Below are 18,464 nucleotides of genomic sequence, written 5' to 3' on the forward strand. Positions count from 1 at the left end.
TGCCGTGTGGCCGGGAAGGCGGTAGGTGGCGGACTCGAGTAGTGCCACGCGCGCTGGGAGCGCGGTAGGTGGTGGGCTCGAGTAGTGCCACGCGGGTTGAGAGTGCAGTAGGTGGTGGACTCGAGCAGTGCCGCGGGGGCTGGGAGTGCGGTAGATGGCGGACTCGGGTGGTGCCAGTGGGCGACGCGCCGGGGGGTGGGGTGAACATGGGCACTCTGGGGGTCGGGGGTGGTGGGGATGCTCGATCATGAAGGTGGCGAGGGCGATTCGGGGTGAGCCGAATTTGTCGGTGGTCTCGCTTAGGGTCGCAGATGTACTCGGCCCGGCACGACGACGGAGTGAGGGTGTGTGAATCGGCTACGGGATCAATATGAGGCCTTGCTGCTCGATCTGGACGGGACGCTGTACCGCGGGCCCGAGGTGATCGATGGCGCACCCGAAGCGCTTGTGCCGCAGGGTGATTCGGCGCAGCGGTTGGTGTATGTGACCAATAACGCGGCGCGTGGGCCTGCGAAGGTCGCGGGGCATCTGGCCGAATTGGGGTATCCGGCGGCTGCCGAGGATGTGGTGACGAGTGCGCAGGCGGCCGCGCGCATGCTCGGTCAGCGGCTGTCGGCGGGGGAGGAGGTGCTGGTTGTCGGCACCGATGATCTCGCGGCCGAAGTCGAGGCGGTCGGGCTGAAGCCGGTTCGCCGGTTCGCGGACGTGCCGCCTGCGGCTGTGGTGCAGGGGCACTCGCCGACCACGGCGTGGCCCGACCTTGCCGAGGCTGCCTACGCCTTGCGTGCGGGGGTGCTGTGGGTGGCTGCCAATACCGACCGGACGCTGCCGAACGAACGGGGACTCGCGCCCGGCAACGGTTCGATGGTCGCCGCGCTGCGGGCCGCGTCCGATCGCGATCCGCTGGTGGCGGGCAAGCCCTACGCGCCGTTGATGGAAGACGCCGTCGAGCGGGCGGGGACCCGAAACGCGCTGGTCGTCGGGGACCGGCTCGACACCGACATCGAGGGTGCGAACGGTCTCGGCCTCGATTCGCTGCTCGTGCTGACCGGGGTGAGCACCCTCGACGAGGTGGCCGCCGCGTCGCCCGCGCAGGTGCCCACCTACATCGCGCAGTCCCTCGACGCCCTCAACGCCGAGATCGTGCCGAGAGCGGTCGCGCCAGCCGATGTCGCGGATCTGTTGCGGCAGCACCCGGGCAGGGCGGTACGGGTGCGCGCGGTCGATTCGGAAATCCGATAGCGTTGACATCACGATGAATACTCCGAGTTCGCCGCCGCCCGGCGCGTCACCGCAACCCCGACCAGGGATCCCGATGCCCGGCAGTCACCTGCCGGGCGCTCAGGCGCATCACGTACCGGCCGACCCGAACCGGATCAGATCCCAGGTCGACGAGTTGCTCGCCGAACTCGGCGAGCGACCCACACCGGGACCGGCGGAGAACACCGAGACCGGGGCCGACATCACCCGCCGCGCGCGCATCCTCGAGCAGGCGCACGAGGTGCTGGTGGACGCCCTGGCGACCGTGGACAAGATCTGAGGTGGCCAGACGAGCGCGGGTGGATGCCGAACTGGTTCGCCGCGGATTGGCCCGATCGCGGGAACACGCGGTCGAACTGATCGGCGCGGGCCGGGTCTTGATCGCCGGGACTGTCGCGGTGAAGCCGGCTACCGCCGTGGAGGCGGGCACACCGTTGATCGTGCGGGAGGAACCCGACGAGGTGTCGTGGGCGTCGCGTGGCGCCCACAAGCTGCTGGGTGCTCTCGAGGCGTTCGAGCCGCAGGGGCTCGAGGTCGCCGGTAAGCGGTGCCTGGACGCGGGCGCCTCGACGGGCGGGTTCACCGACGTGCTGCTGAGCAAGGGCGCGCGGGAGGTCGCCGCGGTCGATGTCGGTTACGGACAGCTGATCTGGCGTCTGCAGAACGACGAACGCGTGCGCGTGTTCGACCGCACCAACGTGCGCGGAATCACACCTGAAACCATCGGCGGCACAGTCGAATTGGTCGTCGGCGATCTGTCGTTCATCTCGCTGGGACTGGTACTGCCCGCGCTGACGGCCTGCGTGAGCGACGGCGCCGATCTGCTGCCGATGGTGAAGCCGCAATTCGAGGTCGGTAAGGAACGGGTCGGTTCCGGCGGCGTGGTCCGTGACCCGGCGCTGCGGAGCGAAGTGGTGTGCGAGGTCGCGGCGGCGGCGGGCGCGCTCGGTCTGCGCACCCTCGGTGTCGTCGCCAGCCCGCTGCCGGGACCGTCGGGCAATGTCGAATATTTTCTGTGGTTGCGCAAGGTCGGACCGTTCGACTACGACGCGGAACAGGTGGCGGCGCTGGTCGCCCAGGCTGTGGAGGAGGGGCCGCAGTGAGTTCGCATGAGAGCGGCCGCGAAATTCTGCTCGTCGCCCATCCGGGACGTGCGGAGATCATCGAAACGGCGCACCGGGTGGCGAAGATCTTCGCCGCGGCGGGCATCTGCCTGCGCGTGCTGGCCGACGAGGCCGACAGCACCCGGTTCGAGGACGAGCCGGGGGGATACCCGGTGCGCGTCGTCCCGCACAGCCCGTCGGCGGCCAAGGGTTGCGAGATGGTGCTGGCCCTCGGCGGCGACGGAACGTTCCTGCGCGCCGCCGAACTGGGCAGGCCGAGCGGTGTGCCGGTGCTGGGCATCAACCTGGGCCGCATCGGTTTCCTCACCGAGGCAGAGGCCGAACACCTCGACGAAGCACTCGCCCAGGTGGTCGACCGCGACTACCGGGTCGAGGACCGGCTGACCATCGATGTCACCGTCCGGGTGGACGATGTCGTCACCGAACGCGGCTGGGCGCTGAACGAGGCGAGCATCGAGAACGCACAGCGCATGGGCGTGCTCGAAGTGGTGCTCGAAGTGGATGGGCGCCCGGTCTCGGCCTTCGGCTGCGACGGGATTCTCATCGCCACCCCCACCGGTTCGACCGCGTACGCCTTCTCGGCGGGTGGTCCGGTGGTGTGGCCGGAACTCGAGGCCATGCTGGTGATTCCCAGCAACGCACACGCGCTGTTCGCCCGGCCGCTGGTGACGAGCCCGGAATCGTTGATCGCCGTGGAAACGGTGGCCACCGGGCACGACGCGATCGTCTTCCTGGACGGGCGGCGCACGCTCGCCTTGCCACGCGGCGGCCGTGCCGAGGTGGTGCGCGGCGAACGACCGGTGCGGTGGGTGCGGCTGGATTCCGCGCCCTTCGCCGACCGGATGGTGCGCAAGTTCCAGCTGCCGGTCACGGGCTGGCGGGGTAGACAGCGAACGGGGAAGGACACCGATGCTGACCGAGATCAGGATTGACGGACTCGGCGTCATCTCGACGGCCACCGCGCAATTCCACGAGGGTCTGACTGTGCTCACCGGCGAGACCGGTGCCGGTAAGACGATGGTCGTCACCAGCCTGCACCTGCTCAGCGGCGCCCGCGCGGACGCGGGCCGGGTACGGGTCGGTGCGTCGAAAGCGGTGGTCGAAGGCCGTTTCGTCGTCGACGACGTGAACGACGCGGCCCGCGCCGCGATCGGCGAGGTACTGGAATCGGCCGGTGCCGAGGCCGACGAGGACGGCAGCGTGATCGCTGTGCGCACCGTCAACAGCGACGGGCGTTCACGAGCTCACCTGGGTGGTCGCGGCGTGCCCGCGGCGGTGCTCGGCGAGTTCACCTCCCGTCTGCTGACCGTGCACGGACAGAACGATCAGCTGCGCCTGCAGCGTCCCGAACAGCAACTCGCCGCGCTCGACCAGTTCGCGGGCGACGGCGTGGCATCGTTGCTGCGCAAGTACCAGGTGCACCGCCGCACCTGGCTCGACGCGCGCACCGAACTGCTCGAACGCACCGCCCGCAGCCGCGAACTCGCTCTGGAAGCCGACCGGCTCAAGCATTCGCTCGCCGAAATCGACGGCATCGCACCCGAACCCGGTGAGGACACCCGGCTGGTCGGCGAGATCCGCAGGCTCAGCGACCTCGACTCGCTGCGTGAGGCCGCTGCCGCCGCCCACGAGGCGCTGTCCGGGCCCGCCGATTCCAGCGCCGACGGCGGCGGGGTGCTCGACCTGCTCGGTGGGGCGCGCGCCCGCCTCGACTCGGCCGACGACCCCGCCCTGACCGCACTCGCCCCGCGCCTCGGTGAGGCGATCGCTGTGGTCGTCGATGTGACGACCGAACTCAGCGGCTACCTGTCCGAACTGCCCTCGGACCCCAGCGCCCTGGACACGATGCTCAACCGCCAGGCCGAACTGAAATCACTCACCCGCAAATATGCCCCCGACATCGACGGTGTGATCGCGTGGGCCGACGAATCCCGCGCCCGCCTCGACTCCCTCGACGTGTCCGAGGACGCCCTGGCCAAACTGGCCGCCGAGGTCGAGACCGCCGCGGGCAAGGTGCGCGAGGCCGCCCGCAAACTCAGCGCCGCCCGAACGAAGGCCGCGTCCAAACTGGCCGCCGCCGTGAGCACCGAACTCGGTGGGCTGGCAATGGGCAAGGCGCGCTTGGAAGTTCAGGTCCGGCCGCTGCGGGCCAGTGCCCAGGACTCCGCGCCGCTCGACGTCGACGGGACGACCCTGCACGCGGGGTCCAACGGCGTCGACGAGGTGGAATTCCGGCTGTCGGCGCACTCGGGCGCGCAGTCGTTACCGCTGAGCAAGAGCGCGTCCGGTGGTGAGCTTTCGCGCGTGATGCTCGCGCTGGAAGTGGTGCTTGCCGGCTCGGACCACGGTGCGACCATGGTGTTCGACGAGGTCGACGCGGGCGTCGGCGGTCGGGCCGCGGTGGAGATCGGCAAACGCCTCGCCCGCCTGGCCCGCACCCATCAGGTGATCGTCGTGACCCACCTACCGCAGGTGGCGGCCTTCGCCGACACCCACTTGGTGGTGAACAAGTCCGACGACGGAAAAGGCAAGGTGGACAGCGGAGTTCGCACCCTCACCGACGAGGAACGGGTGGTGGAACTGGCGCGCATGCTGGCCGGCCTCGACGACACCGAGACCGGCCGGGCACACGCGGAGGAACTGCTGGAGACCGCTCGATCAGAGCGAAGCGTCTCGCTCTGATCAGCGCAGCGCCTTGCGGATGCCGCCGATGAGCTGGTTGGTCAGCTGGCGCAGGCCGAACTCCATGGCCTTGGCCGGAACGGGCAGCGACGGCTCGGATTCCATGGTGTAGACCACGCGGGTGCCGCCCTCGGCGGTGTCGGCGAAGGTGATGATGCCGACGTGGCGCTTGACCGGCGCACCCTTGACGATCTTGTACTCCATGCGCTCGCCGGGGACCAGCGCGGTGATCTCCTCGGTGACGCCGAGCTTGCCGAAGCCGAGCAGGTGCTGGGCGCCGACACCGGTGACGGCGTCGCCCTGCTTCACGAGCTTGACCTGGATAGGCAGGTGGGGGCTCACGCTCTCCCGCTCACTGAAGAGGCGGTAGACGATATCGCGTGGGGCGTCGAGAACCGTCTCGACAGTGCTGCTCGGCATTGTTTCTGCTCCTGATCGAAGTATCTGTGACAGGGAGCATACGGGTATCCGGGCGGTCGGTGACTCGGCGCGCCTCCACCAAAGGTTGAGGGTTTGGCTTCATCATCGGGCTCATGAAGATGCCGGCGTTGTTGTCACGGAACACCGAAACGCTGCCCGGTGTCGCCGGGATCGCGCGGGTGGATCGCAATACCCGGCGATTGCTCGGCCGGGTCGGTGCGGGGGATGTCGCGGTCCTGGACGAGACCGATCTGGATCGCCATACCGCCGACCGGCTCGTCGAGGCGGGCGTCGTGGCGGTGATCAACACGTCGCCGTCGATTTCGGGTCGCTATCCGAACCTCGGTCCGGAGGTGCTGGTCGCCAACGGGATCGTGCTCATGGACGCGGTCTCCTCGGATGCGTTCGGCAAGATCAAGGACGGCGCGAAGATCCGCATCGATGCCGGTGTCGCCTATGCCGACAAGCTGACCAAGAAGGAACCCGAGGTCCTGGTCGAGGGCATCGAGTTCGACGAGTCGACGATCGCCGACCGGATGATCGAGGCCCGCAACGGGCTGGCCGATCACCTCGACGCCTTCGCGGGCAACACCACCGAGTTCGTGCGCACCGAGAGCGCGCTGCTGATCGACGGTATCGGCGTGCCCGATATCGAACTGGATCTGCGCAACCGGCATGTGGTCGTGATCGCGGACGGGCCGGGACATCTCGAGGAGTTGCAGCGGCTCAAGCCGTTCATCAAGGAGTACGCGCCGATCCTGATCGGGGTGGGCCGCGGTGCGGATACGTTGCGCAAGCTCAAGTACAAGCCGGATCTGATCGTCGGTGATCCGGACGAGATCAGCACGCCCACCTTGCGTTCCGGTGCGGAGATGATCCTGCCCGCCGACACCGACGGCCATGCCCGTGGGCTGGAACGCATCCAGGATCTCGGTATCGGCGCGACGACGTTCCCCTCGTCGGGGTCACCGACCGATCTGGCATTGATGCTCGCCGATCACCATGGCGCGTCGCTGATCGTGCTGGCCGGTGCGCACGCGTCGCTGGAGGACTTCTTCGACCGTGGCCGCCGCGACAGCAATCCGGCGACGTTCCTGACCCGGCTGAAGGTCGGCGCGAAGCTGGTGGACGCGAACGCGGTATCGACGTTGTACCGGCATAGGTCGACCGGCGCGGCGCTGGCGTTCGTGGTGCTGGCGGCACTGGTGGCGGTGGTCGTGGTGATTCTGGCTTCGCAGAGCGGGTCCGAGGTGTTCGATGTGGCCGCCGGGTATTGGGACCGGCTCGTCGAGTGGGTACGGGGCCAGCTGTGATCTCGCTGCGTCAGCACGCCATTTCGATCGCGGCGATCTTCCTGGCTCTCGCTATCGGGGTCGTGCTCGGTTCGCAGACGGTGGCCGCCGATCTGCTGTCGGGTCTGCGTTCGGACAAGGATGATCTCGGCAGCCAGGTCGAGGCATTGAGTGCGGAGAACGCCCAGCTCACCAGTCGTCTGGATGCGACGGACGGATTCATCGCCGGTGCGTCGGGCCGCATTCTGGCAGGCACATTGGCCGACCGTCGCGTGCTGGTGTTCACCACTCCCGACGCCGATCCCGCCGATGTCGACGGCGTACGCAAGGCACTCGAAACGGCGGGCGCCTCGGTGACCGGCCGGATCGCACTCACCGATGCTTTCGTCGACAGCGGTGAGGGTGATCGCATGCGATCGGCGCTGACCAATGTCGTCCCCGCGGGCGCGCAGCTGCGCACCGGCGCCGTCGACCAGGGCAGCATGGCGGGCGACCTGCTCGGCCTGACCCTGTTCACCGACCCCGCGACCAACAATCCCCGCGCCACACCCCAGGAACAGGCCCTGCTCCTGGAAACCCTGCGCGGCGGCGGCTTCCTCGCCTACGGCGACACGCCGGCCGACCCCGCCCAGATGGCCGTTGTCGTCACCGGCGACGGCATCGCCGACGACTCCGGCCAGGGCGCCACCATCGCCCGCTTCACCGGCGCCCTCCGCGCCCGCACCGCCGCCACCGTCCTGGCAGGCCGCCCGGGCGCCGCCGAAGGCAACGCCCCCATCGCCCACGTCCGCGCCCAAGCCCCTCTCGCCACCACCGTCACCACCGTCGACAACATCGACCGCGAAACAGGCCGCGTGACAACAGCCCTCGCCCTCCCCGAACAACTCAACGGCGTAGCCGGACGTTACGGAACAGGCCCGTCAGCAACCTCCTTGACCCTCGTAGCCATGCCCCGCTGACTGAGACTCTCACCACCACAAAAGGCGAGATCCCGCGCCAGCGATCCCAACAAAACCGCTGATCTGGCAAGCACATGGGTAACTCACCGGGTACGGGCTGAGTCCTCCCCACCCAACCGCAAGCGGCCGACGCGACAGTCAACCCACCTCGGTTGCGCTTGAAGTTCCGGGGAGGCGGTACTGTGGTGGTCCGTGGGTCATCAACGGAATCAGGCTCGAAATGCCACCAAGCACATCTTCGTGAGCGGTGGCGTCGCCTCCTCTTTGGGTAAGGGTCTCACCGCTTCCAGCCTCGGTCAGTTGCTGACCGCGCGCGGTATGCGGGTGACGATGCAGAAGCTCGACCCGTATCTGAACGTCGATCCGGGCACCATGAACCCGTTCCAGCACGGTGAGGTGTTCGTCACCGAGGACGGCGCCGAGACCGATCTGGATGTCGGTCATTACGAGCGTTTCCTCGATCGCGATCTGTCCGGTGCGGCGAATGTGACGACCGGTCAGATCTATTCGACCGTGATCGCCAAGGAGCGGCGCGGCGAGTATCTGGGTGACACCGTGCAGGTGATCCCGCACATCACCGACGAGATCAAGAACCGCATCATGGCGATGACCGGTCCGGATCTGCAGGGTCATGTGCCGGATGTGGTGATCACCGAGATCGGTGGCACCGTCGGAGACATCGAGTCGCAGCCGTTCCTCGAGGCGGCGCGCCAGATCCGCCACGATGTGGGTCGCGACAATGTGTTCTTCCTGCATGTGTCGCTGGTGCCGTACCTGGCGCCCTCGGGTGAGCTCAAGACCAAGCCGACGCAGCATTCGGTGGCGGCGCTGCGCAATATCGGTATCCAGCCCGACGCGCTGATCCTGCGCTGCGACCGTGAGGTGCCGCAGGGTCTGAAGAACAAGATCGCGCTGATGTGCGACGTGGACGTCGAGGCGTGCATCTCCACGCCGGACGCGCCGTCGATCTACGACATCCCGAAGGTGCTGCACAGCGAGGGCCTGGACGCCTACGTCGTGCGCAAGCTGGGGCTGCCGTTCCGCGATGTCGACTGGACGGTGTGGGGCGACCTGCTCGAGCGGGTGCACTCGCCGCGCGAGACCGTGGAGGTGGCGCTGGTCGGCAAGTACGTCGATCTGCCCGATGCCTACCTGTCGGTGACCGAGGCGCTGCGTGCGGGCGGCTTCGCGCATCGTTCGAAGGTGCAGATCCGCTGGGTGCCCTCCGACGAGTGCGAGACCGAGGCGGGCGCGCAGGCCGCGTTGCGCGACGTGGACGCGGTGCTGATCCCCGGCGGTTTCGGTATCCGTGGCATCGAGGGCAAGCTCGGCGCCATCAGCTACGCGCGCAGGCGCGGTATCCCGCTGCTCGGCCTGTGTCTCGGTCTGCAGTGTGTGGTGATCGAGGCGGCCCGTTCGGTGGGTATCGCGGATGCGAACTCCGCGGAGTTCGAGCCCGACACCAAGAACCCCGTCATCTCGACCATGGCCGACCAGGAAGACGTGGTCGCCGGTGAGGCCGATCTGGGCGGCACCATGCGTCTGGGCGCCTACCCGGCCACCCTGCAGAAGGGTTCGGTCGTGGCGCAGGCCTACGGCAGCGAGCACGTGTCCGAGCGGCACCGGCATCGCTTCGAGGTGAACAACGCCTACCGCGACGCGATCGCCAAGAGCGGTCTGGTGTTCTCGGGCACCTCGCCCGACGGGCACCTGGTGGAGTTCGTGGAGTACCCGGCCTCGGTTCACCCGTTCTTCGTCGCCACCCAGGCGCACCCGGAGCTCAAGAGCCGTCCGACCCGGCCGCATCCGCTGTTCGCCGCGCTGATCCACGCCGCGTTGAAATACAAACTGGCCGAACGCCTTCCCGTAGACTTCCCGGAGGAAGAGCTCGCGGAGCAGGCCGCGGAACTCTGAATCGGTGGCAAGGCGGCGATGAGCGAACCCGGTAAGCACGACTTCGAGACGGTATCGAGCCGGGTGCTCTACAGCGGCGCGATCGTGGCCTTGCGCCAAGACCAGGTGGCGATGCCCGACGGCCGGGTCGCCGAGCGTGAGGTCATCGAGCATCACGGTGCGGTGGCGGTCCTCGCGCTCGACGACGAGGGACGGGTGGTACTGATCCGCCAGTACCGCCATCCCATCCGCACCCGGCTGCTCGAACTGCCCGCCGGGCTGCTCGATATCGACGGCGAGGACCCGCTCACGGCGGCCAAGCGTGAGCTGGCCGAGGAGACGGGCCTGGCCGCCGCCGAGTGGTCGGTGCTGGTGGATGTGGCGTTGTCGCCGGGGTTCACCGACGAGGCGCTGCGGGTGTTCTTCGCGACCGGGCTCACCGAGACTCATCGTCCGGATCCCGAGCACGAGGAAGCCGATCTGGAATTGGTGCGCATGCCGCTCGACGAGGCGGTGCGAGCGGCGCTGTCGGGAGAGATCGTGAACGCCACCGCGGTGGCCGGCGTCCTCGCCTATGCCTCGGCTCGGGCGAACGGGTTGGCGTTGCGCCCGGCCGACGCTCCGTGGCCGGGTCAGCCGACGGCGTTCCTGCGGCGCAAAGCGGCCGAGGCGCGAACCGACGCCCGGTCGTGACGTGACACGGCGTCTCGGTCGCGGATGAGTGTGCTGGCGCGGGAGATCGATGCCTACCTCGACCATCTTGCGGTCGAGCGCGGCGCCGCGCGCAACACTCTCGGCGCCTATCGTCGTGATCTGGCCCGTTACCAGGCGTTTCTGACGGCACGTGGGGTGGACTCGCTGCGGGACGTATCGCAAGGTGACGTAGCCGAATTCACGATGGCGCTGCGGGCGGGCAGCGAGGATCATCCGCCGCTGGCCGCCGGGTCCGTGGCCAGGGCATTGATCGCGGTGCGCGGGTTGCACCGGTTCGCGGCGGCCGAGGGAATCACCGACACCGATGTGGCGCACGCGGTGAAACCGCCCGCGCCGGGTCGGCGGTTGCCCAAAGCCCTGCCCTACGACCAGGTTCTGCGCGTGCTCGAAGCCGCGGGCGGTGAGGGCGGAGCCGGCGACGGCGGACCGCGCGGCCTGCGGGACCGGGCATTGCTGGAACTGCTGTACTCCACCGGCGCGCGCATCTCGGAGATGGTCGGCCTCGACGTCGACGACATAGACACCGAACAGCGGTGCGTCGTGCTGCGCGGCAAAGGTGGCAAACAGCGCCTCGTCCCCATCGGCAGGCCCGCGCTCGCCGCCGTCGACGCCTACCTCGTACGCGGCAGACCCTCGCTCGCCGCGAACGGAAAGGGAAGCGGCGGCGCCCTTTTCCTCAACAACCGGGGCGGCAGGCTGTCACGGCAGAGCGCCTGGCAGGTGTTGCAGACCGCCGCCGAACGCGCGGGCATCGGTGCGACGGTGTCGCCGCACACCCTGCGCCACTCCTTCGCCACCCACCTGCTCGACGGCGGCGCCGACGTGCGCGTGGTGCAGGAACTACTCGGGCACGCCTCGGTGACGACCACCCAGATCTACACCCTCGTCACGGTGAGCACCCTGCGTGAAGTGTGGGCGACGGCCCACCCGCGCGCCCGCTGAGGGTGACCTCCTCACTTCGAGTGAAGCGGGTATCGTGCGAACACGCCCGGCGTTGCCATGCCGTACCCGAGCGGTGCGAGCGGTAGCGTCTACCCGGAGCTGGACCGTACGAAAGTGAGGTGGGTGGCGAACCGGCCTCGCTACCCTCGACAGGGGTTACCGGCAAGGAAACGTATAAGGAGCAGCGGATCGTGACGACAGCGGAAACACCGTGGGACGGTGGGCCGGAACAGGTCACCGAGGCCGTCGAGATCGGCCCGACGGGCCGCCCGCTGCGCCTGGTACCCGAACCACCGCAGGTCAAGCAGCACGGCGACGCGCTCGTCGTGGCCATGTGCAATCAGAAGGGCGGGGTCGGCAAGACCACCTCGACCATCAATCTCGGTGCGGCACTGGCCGAATACGGGCGCCGCGTACTGCTGGTCGACCTCGACCCGCAGGGTGCGCTGTCGGCCGGTCTCGGGGTCGCCCATCACGATCTCGACCTCACCGTGCACAACCTGCTGATCGGCGGCAAGGCCTCGGTCGACGACGTGCTGCAGACCACCAAGGTCGACGGCATGGACCTGCTACCCAGCAACATCGACCTCTCGGCCGCCGAGATCCAGCTGGTCAACGAGGTGGGCCGCGAACAGTCCCTCGGCCGGGCGCTGGCCGGAGTGCGGGATCGCTACGACTACATCCTCATCGACTGCCAGCCCTCGCTCGGACTGCTCACCGTCAACGCGCTCGCCTGCTCCGACGGGGTCATCATCCCGATGGAATGCGAATACTTCTCGCTGCGTGGGCTCGCCCTGCTCAACGACACCGTGGAGAAGGTGCGCGACCGGCTCAATCCCCGGCTGAGCCTGTACGGCATCGTGGTCACCATGTTCGATGCCCGACTGCTGCATTCGCGTCAGGTGATGTCGCGCGTGGTCGAGGTGTTCGGCGACCTCGTCTACGACACCGCCATCTCGCGCACCGTGCGGTTCCCCGACGCCAGCGTCGCCGGTGAGCCGATCACCACCTGGGCGCCGAAATCGGCGGGTGCGGAAGCGTATCGCGCCATGGCACGCGAGGTCATCCACCGGTCGGGCCGGTGATCGAGGCACAACCTGCGGTGCAAGCAGTACCCGAAGAGGCAGTACCGGCGGAAACCAGCGGATTCCATCTGCGGCTCACCAACTTCGAGGGGCCGTTCGATCTGCTGCTGACGCTGATCAGTTCCCGCAAACTCGATGTCACCGAGGTGGCGCTGCACAAGGTCACCGACGAATTCATCGCCTACACCAAGGCATTGACCGCCGAGCTGGCCGAGAACACCAAGCTGCGCGCGGACAAGATCCTCGATCAGACCACCGAATTCCTCGTCGTCGCCGCGACTCTGCTCGACCTGAAAGCCGCGCGGCTGCTGCCGTCGGGGGAGATGACCGACGCCGAGGACCTCGAACTGCTCGAGGCACGCGACCTGCTGTTCGCCCGGCTGCTGCAGTACCGCGCGTTCAAACAGGTGGCCGAGTTGCTCGCCGAGCTGGAAGCCGCCGCGCTGCGCCGGTATCCCAGGTCGGTGGCGCTGGAAGACCAGTTCGCCGGGCTGCTTCCCGAAGTGACCCTCGGGGTGGATGTCGCCGCGTTCGCCCAGATCGCGGCCGCCGCATTCCGGCCGCGACCGGTTCCCGAGGTCGGGCTCGGACATCTGCACATGCACACCATCTCGGTGGCCGAACAGGCCGAGCTGGTGCTGGCCCGGCTCAAGGAACGCGGGCCCGGCGGGTGGACGACCTTCGCCGAGCTGGTGTCCGATTGCACTGTTCCGGTGGAAATCGTGGCCCGGTTCCTGGCGTTGCTCGAGTTGTATCGCGGCAAGACCATCGCCTTCGACCAGCCCGACCCGCTCGGCCCGCTGGCCGTGAGCTGGCTCGGTGAGCTCGACCCCGACGCCGAGGCGGCGGCCTTGACCTTCGAGGAGGATTACGGATGAGCGAGACAGTGGCTGAACTCACTTCTGAGCAGCTCGACGACGCGGAACTGCGGTCCGCGCTCGAGGCCATGCTGCTCGTCGTCGACGCTCCCGCGCCGGTAGAACAGCTGGCCGCGGCCCTGGACGACACCAGCGAACGGGTCGAGAAAACCCTGCGCGCGATGTCGGCGGAACTGACCGCACGCGGCAGCGGCATCGACCTGCGTTTCGTCGGTGACGGTTGGCGCTTCTATACTCGACAGGAGTACGCGCCCTATGTCGAGCGGGTACTGCTCGACGGGGCCCGGACGAAGCTCACCCGGGCCGCCTTGGAAACCTTGGCGGTGGTCGCCTACCGCCAGCCGGTGACCCGCACCCGGGTCAGCGCGGTTCGCGGGGTGAACGTCGACGGAGTGATGCGCACGCTGCTGGCGCGGGGCTTGATCGCGGAAGCGGGTCAGGACCCGGAAACCAACGGCACGCTCTACCGCACCACCGAGTTGTTCCTCGAACGGATCGGGCTCGCCTCACTGGGCGACCTGCCACCGCTGGCGCCGCTGCTTCCCGGCGTCGATCTGATCGACGAGATCAGCGAGAGCCTGGACACCGATCCCCGGTACACCAGGCTGCAAAAACCCGCCGAGTCCGACATGGATCTCGGCACCGACGATTGACAGGACAGATGAATAATTCCGCTCGCCGAGATGGCACACCGGATCGAAGAAAACGCAGCGACCAGCCCCGTAGTGGCGCGAACCGAACCGCGGCTCCCCGCGGCGGCAGTGCGCGCACCGGTCAGGCCGGTTCCCGTGGCGAGGCCCCCGGCCGCCGCGGCACCAGCGCGGGTGGCTTCCAGCGCGGCAATCAGACAGCGGCCCGGTCGGCCGGCTCCTTCCAGCGCGACGCCGAATCCGGTGGTCGCCGTGGCTCGACCGGGGGCTACCAGCGCGACGACCGTCGCAGCGCCCCCGGTGGCTATCAGCGCGACGATCGACGCAGCGCACCGGCCGGTGGCGACCGTCGCGGCCCGTCCGCCGGTGGTTACCAGCGCGGCACCGGCGCTGCCAACGGTGGCGGTTACCCCCGTGGTGACGCCGACCGCGGGCAGCGTGGCGACACGGCCGGACAGCGCAGCGGCACGTCGGCAGGCACCCAGGCATTCGCGGCGCGCAACAAGAAGTCCGCGAAACCGCAGCGCAAGGTCGTCGCCCCGACGATCCTGAACAACGCCAAGCCGGCCCGTCATCAGCACGCCGACACCGCCGAGGGTCCCAAGAAGCTCCCGTGGGGTGAAGGCGAACGGCTGCAGAAGGTGCTCGCCAAGGCCGGTGTGGCCTCGCGCCGCGCCGCCGAGGAGATGATCGCCCAGGGTCGCGTGGAGGTCGACGGCAAGATCGTGCGCGAGCAGGGTCTGCGCATCGACGCCGAGAACGCCGTCGTGCGTGTGGACGGCACCCGTGTGGTCGTGCGGGACGAACTCGTGCACCTGGTGCTGAACAAGCCCAAGGGCTGGCAGTCCACCATGTCCGACGACCTGGGCCGCCCCTGTGTCGGTGACATCGTGGCCGAACGGATCGCCGCTGGTCAGCGCCTGTTCCATGTGGGTCGCCTCGATGCCGACACCGAGGGTCTGCTGCTGCTCACCAACGACGGCGAGATGGCGCACCGCCTGATGCACCCGTCGTTCGAGGTGCCCAAGACCTACCTGGCCACCGTGTACGGCGAGGTGAACTACCGGCTCGTCGGCAAGCGGCTGCGCGAAGGCGTCGAGCTCGAGGACGGTCCGGCCAAGGTCGACAAGTTCATGGTGCTCGAGTCCTACGAGGGCCGCTCGCTGGTGAAGCTGGTGCTGCACGAAGGCCGCAAGCACATCGTGCGCCGCCTGCTCGACGAGGTGGGTCACCCGGTGATCCGCCTGGTCCGCACGCACCTGGGTCCGGTGGCACTCGGTGATCAGCGTCCCGGCACCCTTCGGGTGCTCGGCCGCGACGAAATCGGCAAACTCTACGAGGCGGTGCAGCTGTGAACGGAGTGGATTTCTCGGTGGAACCCGCCCAGGGCAGGCTCGCGGGCGACGGCACGCTAATCGTCGCCATGGACGGCCCGTCCGGCACCGGCAAGTCCAGTGTGTCGCGCAAGCTGGCCACCCGCCTGAACGCCCGTTACCTCGACACCGGTGCCATGTACCGGGTGGCGACGCTGCGGGTGCTGCGTGCGGGCGTGGATCTCACCGATGCCGAGGCGATCGCGCAAGCCGTTGCGGCGCTGCCGCTTTCGATCGGCACCGACCCCAGTCACGAGGTCGTCGAGCTCGACGGCGACGACGTGTCGGCCGAGATCCGCGGTGACGCGGTGACCAAGGCCGTGTCCGCGGTGTCGGCGGTGGCGCAGGTGCGCGAGCAGCTCGTCGCCCTGCAGCGTGAGATCGCCGCCGTGGCAGGCCGGATCGTGGTCGAGGGCCGCGATATCGGCACCGTCGTGCTCACCGATGCCGACGCCAAGATCTACCTCACCGCCTCCGCGGAGGCGCGCGCCCAGCGGCGCAATGCCCAGAACATCCGCGAGGGACGCGGCGACGACTACCCGGCCGTGCTGGCCGACGTGCAGCGCCGCGACACCCTCGATTCCACCCGCAAGGTCTCGCCGTTGCGCCCCGCCGCCGACGCGGTGCTCGTCGATACCAGCGATCTCACGATGGAACAGACCATCGACGAGCTGTATCGCGTGGTGGCCCAGCAGCTTTCGGCCACGACAGGAGGGTCGCGATGATCGAGGACGTACTCGAGGGCGACGGTATCTGGATCGATGAAACCGACTGGGAGATCACCGATCTCGAAGGTGAGGGCGAGGGTGAGGAACACCTCGCCATGCCGACGGTCGCGGTGGTCGGCCGTCCGAATGTCGGCAAGTCGACCCTGGTGAACCGCATCCTCGGCAGGCGCGAAGCCGTGGTCGAGGACGTTCCGGGCGTTACCCGTGACCGGATCTCGTATGAGGCCAGCTGGGCCGGACGCCGCTTCCTTGTGCAGGACACCGGCGGCTGGGAGCCCGACGCCAAGGGCCTGCAGCAGCATGTGGCCCGGCAGGCCGAGGTCGCGATGGAGACCGCCGACGCGATCCTGCTCGTCGTCGACGCCACCGTCGGCGCGACCGCGACCGACGAGGCGGCGGTGCGCAAGCTGCGCCGCTCCAAGATCCCGGTGATCCTGGTCGCCAACAAGGTCGACGATCAGAAGGTCGAGATCGAGGCCGCGACGCTGTGGTCGCTCGGCCTCGGCGAGCCGCGCATGGTCTCGGCCGCGCACGGTCGCGGTACCGGTGACCTGCTCGACGATGTGCTCGCCGCACTGCCCGAGACCCCGCGCGAAGGCACGGGTGTGGCCGGGCCGCGCCGGGTGGCGCTGGTCGGCAAGCCCAATGTCGGCAAGTCGAGCCTGCTGAACAAGCTGGCGGGCGACGAACGTTCGGTGGTCCACGATGTCGCGGGCACCACCGTCGATCCGGTCGACTCCCTCGTGGAGCTGGGCGGCAAGGTGTGGAAGTTCGTCGACACCGCCGGTCTGCGCCGCAAGGTGTCCAATGCCACCGGCACCGAGTTCTACGCCTCGTTGCGGACCAAGTCGGCGCTCGAGGCGTCGGAGGTGGCGATCATGCTGATCGACGCCTCGGTGCCGATCACCGAACAGGACCTGCGGGTGATCAGCCTGGTCGCCGACTCCGGTCGCGCGCTGGTGCTGGCGTTCAACAAGTGGGACCTGGTCGACGAGGATCGCCGCTACATGCTCGAGCGCGAGATCGATCGTGATCTCGTGCGGGTGCCGTGGGCGCAGCGGGTGAACATCTCCGCACACACCGGTCGCGCCGTGGCGAAGCTGGTGCCGCAGATGGAGACCGCGCTCGAGTCCTGGGACAAGCGCATCTCCACCGGCCGGTTGAACACCTGGCTCAAGGAAGTCATCGCGGCCACCCCGCCGCCGATGCGCGGCGGCCGCCAACCCCGCGTCATGTTCGCCACCCAGGCCAGCACTCGTCCGCCGACGTTCGTGCTGTTCACGACCGGTTTCCTCGAGGCGGGTTACCGCCGCTTCCTGGAACGGCGCCTGCGCGAGGAGTTCGGTTTCGACGGCTCGCCCGTGCGCATCTCGGTGCGCGTGCGCGAGAAGAAGGAACGCAGAAAGTAGTTCGACCCGACAAGCCCCGGCGTATCCCGCCGGGGCTTTGTCATGCGTCGAAGACACGATCGAGCAGGTGATCCACCAATTGTGTTGCGCGCGCGGCATAGTCGTCATCGGTGAGCATGCCCTGCGCCAGCCCACCGAGGGCGAGCAGGATGACCTCGGCGTCGCCGCGGACCACTGACTCGTCCGCCTCCGGGCCGCGCGAGGCCCGCAGCTGGTCGGCGACCGCGTCGACGATGTAGTTCGGCGCCCCCACGGTGTCGGCGGATCCGATGTCCGGGCCCGTCAGCGCGGCCGCGTGGAAGATCCCGAGGATGACGGCGTTCTGCCTGCTCGGTTCATCGAGGGGGAGTAGTCCGAGCAGGATCGTCCGGACGACGTCGCGTGGTCCGGCGCCAGGCGCGAGGCCCGCCAGTCCCGCGCCCAGCCGCGCGCCGGAATCCGCCACCACCGCGCGATGCGTGGCGAGCAGGAACTCCCGCTTCGTGCCGAAGTAGTACTGCACCGACCGCACCGACACCCCGGCCTCGGCGGCGACGGACTGGAACGTGGCCGCGTCGAGCCCGCCCCGCGCGATCACCCGCCGCGCGGCATCGGTGATAACCCTGCGGCGCTCGTGGAGCCGAGCGGCACCTTGACGAAGATCAAATGGAGCCTGCTGTGGATGATGCTCCGCGTCGGTGCCCGGCCGACGGACAAGAATCTGCGCGCGATGAACGCACGGCTCAACCCGGGCGTCACCCTGACCGACGCCGAATTCGCCGGTGTGAAGGCGGCTCTCGGGTATGTCCCGACGATCGGCTATCCGAAGATGTTCACCGACGAGCGACTCGCGACGATCACGACACCGACCCTGATGCTGCTCGGGTCGGAGTCGTTGGTGGTCGATCCGCAACGGGCCGAGCGACGCCTGCGCGACAACCTGCCCACCTGCGAGGTCGAGATCTTCCCCGGTGTGGGGCACGGGCTCTTCTATCAGATTTCCCGTCAGGTGACCGCGCGCATCCTGGACTTCGCCCGCCGCTACGAACACACCGACGCGCGCCACGCCGAGTAAC

General features: G+C 68.6%; 19 protein-coding genes. 17 read left to right on the forward strand and 2 right to left on the reverse strand.

Features of this window, described 5'->3' with window-relative positions; translation table 11 throughout:
* Positions 1-348 precede the first annotated feature (348 nt).
* The 5 genes from NI2_RS22750 (at position 349) to recN (ending at position 5,066) form a co-directional block, all read left to right on the forward strand.
* Positions 349-1,242, forward strand: coding sequence for an HAD-IIA family hydrolase (locus NI2_RS22750; RefSeq protein ID WP_067493924.1), 894 nt, complete (start codon positions 349-351; stop codon positions 1,240-1,242).
* 73 nt (positions 1,243-1,315) lie between these two features.
* Entirely contained in the window at positions 1,316-1,540 is a 225-nt protein-coding gene (locus NI2_RS22755; protein ID WP_243750108.1) for a hypothetical protein, read from the forward strand.
* Between the two features lies 1 nt (position 1,541).
* Complete coding sequence (locus tag NI2_RS22760; RefSeq protein WP_067493929.1) at positions 1,542-2,363, forward strand: TlyA family RNA methyltransferase; 822 nt, start codon at positions 1,542-1,544, stop codon at positions 2,361-2,363.
* Positions 2,360-3,316, forward strand: coding sequence for an NAD kinase (locus NI2_RS22765; protein ID WP_067493932.1), 957 nt, complete (start codon positions 2,360-2,362; stop codon positions 3,314-3,316). The genes NI2_RS22760 and NI2_RS22765 overlap by 4 nt, the downstream gene beginning before the upstream one ends.
* The gene (gene recN, locus NI2_RS22770; RefSeq protein WP_067493935.1) at positions 3,294-5,066 is read left to right on the forward strand and encodes a DNA repair protein RecN; all 1,773 of its coding nucleotides are present in this window, start codon (positions 3,294-3,296) and stop codon (positions 5,064-5,066) included. Before NI2_RS22765 ends, recN begins: the two co-directional genes overlap by 23 nt.
* On the opposite strand, the gene NI2_RS22775 is transcribed toward recN, so the two are convergent.
* Complete coding sequence (locus tag NI2_RS22775) at positions 5,067-5,486, reverse strand: SRPBCC family protein (protein WP_067493939.1); 420 nt, start codon at positions 5,484-5,486, stop codon at positions 5,067-5,069.
* A 113-nt stretch (positions 5,487-5,599) separates the two neighbouring features.
* Between NI2_RS22775 and steA the strand changes: the two genes are divergently transcribed.
* From steA to der, 11 genes are all read left to right on the forward strand, one after another.
* Complete coding sequence (steA, locus tag NI2_RS22780; RefSeq protein WP_067493942.1) at positions 5,600-6,799, forward strand: putative cytokinetic ring protein SteA; 1,200 nt, start codon at positions 5,600-5,602, stop codon at positions 6,797-6,799.
* Entirely contained in the window at positions 6,796-7,737 is a 942-nt protein-coding gene (locus NI2_RS22785; RefSeq protein ID WP_133734225.1) for a copper transporter, read from the forward strand. The genes steA and NI2_RS22785 overlap by 4 nt, the downstream gene beginning before the upstream one ends.
* Positions 7,738-7,929: 192 nt before the next feature.
* On the forward strand, positions 7,930-9,651 hold the full coding sequence (gene pyrG, locus NI2_RS22790; RefSeq protein WP_067493949.1) for a CTP synthase: 1,722 nt from the start codon (positions 7,930-7,932) through the stop codon (positions 9,649-9,651).
* A gap of 18 nt (positions 9,652-9,669) precedes the next feature.
* Positions 9,670-10,323: an NUDIX domain-containing protein gene (locus tag NI2_RS22795; protein WP_067493952.1), complete on the forward strand. Its 654-nt coding sequence runs from the start codon at positions 9,670-9,672 to the stop codon at positions 10,321-10,323.
* A gap of 24 nt (positions 10,324-10,347) precedes the next feature.
* Entirely contained in the window at positions 10,348-11,286 is a 939-nt protein-coding gene (xerD, locus tag NI2_RS22800) for a site-specific tyrosine recombinase XerD (RefSeq protein ID WP_067493954.1), read from the forward strand.
* Positions 11,287-11,477: 191 nt separating this feature from the next.
* The gene (locus NI2_RS22805; RefSeq protein WP_067494410.1) at positions 11,478-12,371 is read left to right on the forward strand and encodes a ParA family protein; all 894 of its coding nucleotides are present in this window, start codon (positions 11,478-11,480) and stop codon (positions 12,369-12,371) included.
* The gene (locus NI2_RS22810) at positions 12,368-13,249 is read left to right on the forward strand and encodes a segregation and condensation protein A (RefSeq protein ID WP_084476644.1); all 882 of its coding nucleotides are present in this window, start codon (positions 12,368-12,370) and stop codon (positions 13,247-13,249) included. Before NI2_RS22805 ends, NI2_RS22810 begins: the two co-directional genes overlap by 4 nt.
* The gene (gene scpB / locus NI2_RS22815) at positions 13,246-13,902 is read left to right on the forward strand and encodes an SMC-Scp complex subunit ScpB (protein ID WP_067493957.1); all 657 of its coding nucleotides are present in this window, start codon (positions 13,246-13,248) and stop codon (positions 13,900-13,902) included. Before NI2_RS22810 ends, scpB begins: the two co-directional genes overlap by 4 nt.
* A gap of 8 nt (positions 13,903-13,910) precedes the next feature.
* Positions 13,911-15,254 carry a pseudouridine synthase gene (locus NI2_RS33225; RefSeq protein ID WP_084476646.1) on the forward strand — a complete coding sequence of 448 codons (1,344 nt, stop codon included), beginning with the start codon at positions 13,911-13,913 and terminating at the stop codon, positions 15,252-15,254.
* Positions 15,255-15,322: 68 nt separating this feature from the next.
* A complete protein-coding gene (cmk, locus tag NI2_RS22825) occupies positions 15,323-15,997 on the forward strand; it encodes a (d)CMP kinase (protein WP_067494413.1) in 675 nt (224 codons plus the stop codon).
* Entirely contained in the window at positions 15,994-17,409 is a 1,416-nt protein-coding gene (der, locus tag NI2_RS22830) for a ribosome biogenesis GTPase Der (RefSeq protein WP_067493960.1), read from the forward strand. The genes cmk and der overlap by 4 nt, the downstream gene beginning before the upstream one ends.
* Before the next feature lie 40 nt (positions 17,410-17,449).
* Here der and NI2_RS22835 read toward each other — a convergent pair whose 3' ends face one another.
* Positions 17,450-18,007, reverse strand: coding sequence for a TetR/AcrR family transcriptional regulator (locus NI2_RS22835; RefSeq protein WP_067494419.1), 558 nt, complete (start codon positions 18,005-18,007; stop codon positions 17,450-17,452).
* 33 nt (positions 18,008-18,040) lie between these two features.
* On the opposite strand from NI2_RS22835, the gene NI2_RS34515 reads away from it, so the two are divergent.
* Positions 18,041-18,463, forward strand: coding sequence for an alpha/beta fold hydrolase (locus NI2_RS34515; RefSeq protein ID WP_166655822.1), 423 nt, complete (start codon positions 18,041-18,043; stop codon positions 18,461-18,463).
* Position 18,464 lies beyond the last annotated feature (1 nt).

The sequence above is a fragment of the Nocardia ignorata NBRC 108230 genome, assembly GCF_001612905.1.
GTDB classification, from domain to species: Bacteria; Actinomycetota; Actinomycetes; order Mycobacteriales; family Mycobacteriaceae; genus Nocardia; species Nocardia ignorata.

What these genes read in the sequence shown, in the direction of transcription:
- NI2_RS22755 (WP_243750108.1), top strand. Translation starts at nt 1,316, where the DNA reads ATGCCCGGCAGTCACCTGCCGGGCGCTCAGGCGCATCACGTACCGGCC.
- recN (WP_067493935.1), top strand. Translation starts at nt 3,294, where the DNA reads ATGCTGACCGAGATCAGGATTGACGGACTCGGCGTCATCTCGACGGCC.
- NI2_RS22775 (WP_067493939.1), bottom strand. Translation starts at nt 5,486, where the DNA reads ATGCCGAGCAGCACTGTCGAGACGGTTCTCGACGCCCCACGCGATATC.
- steA (WP_067493942.1), top strand. Translation starts at nt 5,600, where the DNA reads ATGAAGATGCCGGCGTTGTTGTCACGGAACACCGAAACGCTGCCCGGT.
- NI2_RS22795 (WP_067493952.1), top strand. Translation starts at nt 9,670, where the DNA reads ATGAGCGAACCCGGTAAGCACGACTTCGAGACGGTATCGAGCCGGGTG.
- xerD (WP_067493954.1), top strand. Translation starts at nt 10,348, where the DNA reads ATGAGTGTGCTGGCGCGGGAGATCGATGCCTACCTCGACCATCTTGCG.
- scpB (WP_067493957.1), top strand. Translation starts at nt 13,246, where the DNA reads ATGAGCGAGACAGTGGCTGAACTCACTTCTGAGCAGCTCGACGACGCG.
- NI2_RS33225 (WP_084476646.1), top strand. Translation starts at nt 13,911, where the DNA reads ATGAATAATTCCGCTCGCCGAGATGGCACACCGGATCGAAGAAAACGC.
- cmk (WP_067494413.1), top strand. Translation starts at nt 15,323, where the DNA reads ATGGACGGCCCGTCCGGCACCGGCAAGTCCAGTGTGTCGCGCAAGCTG.
- der (WP_067493960.1), top strand. Translation starts at nt 15,994, where the DNA reads ATGATCGAGGACGTACTCGAGGGCGACGGTATCTGGATCGATGAAACC.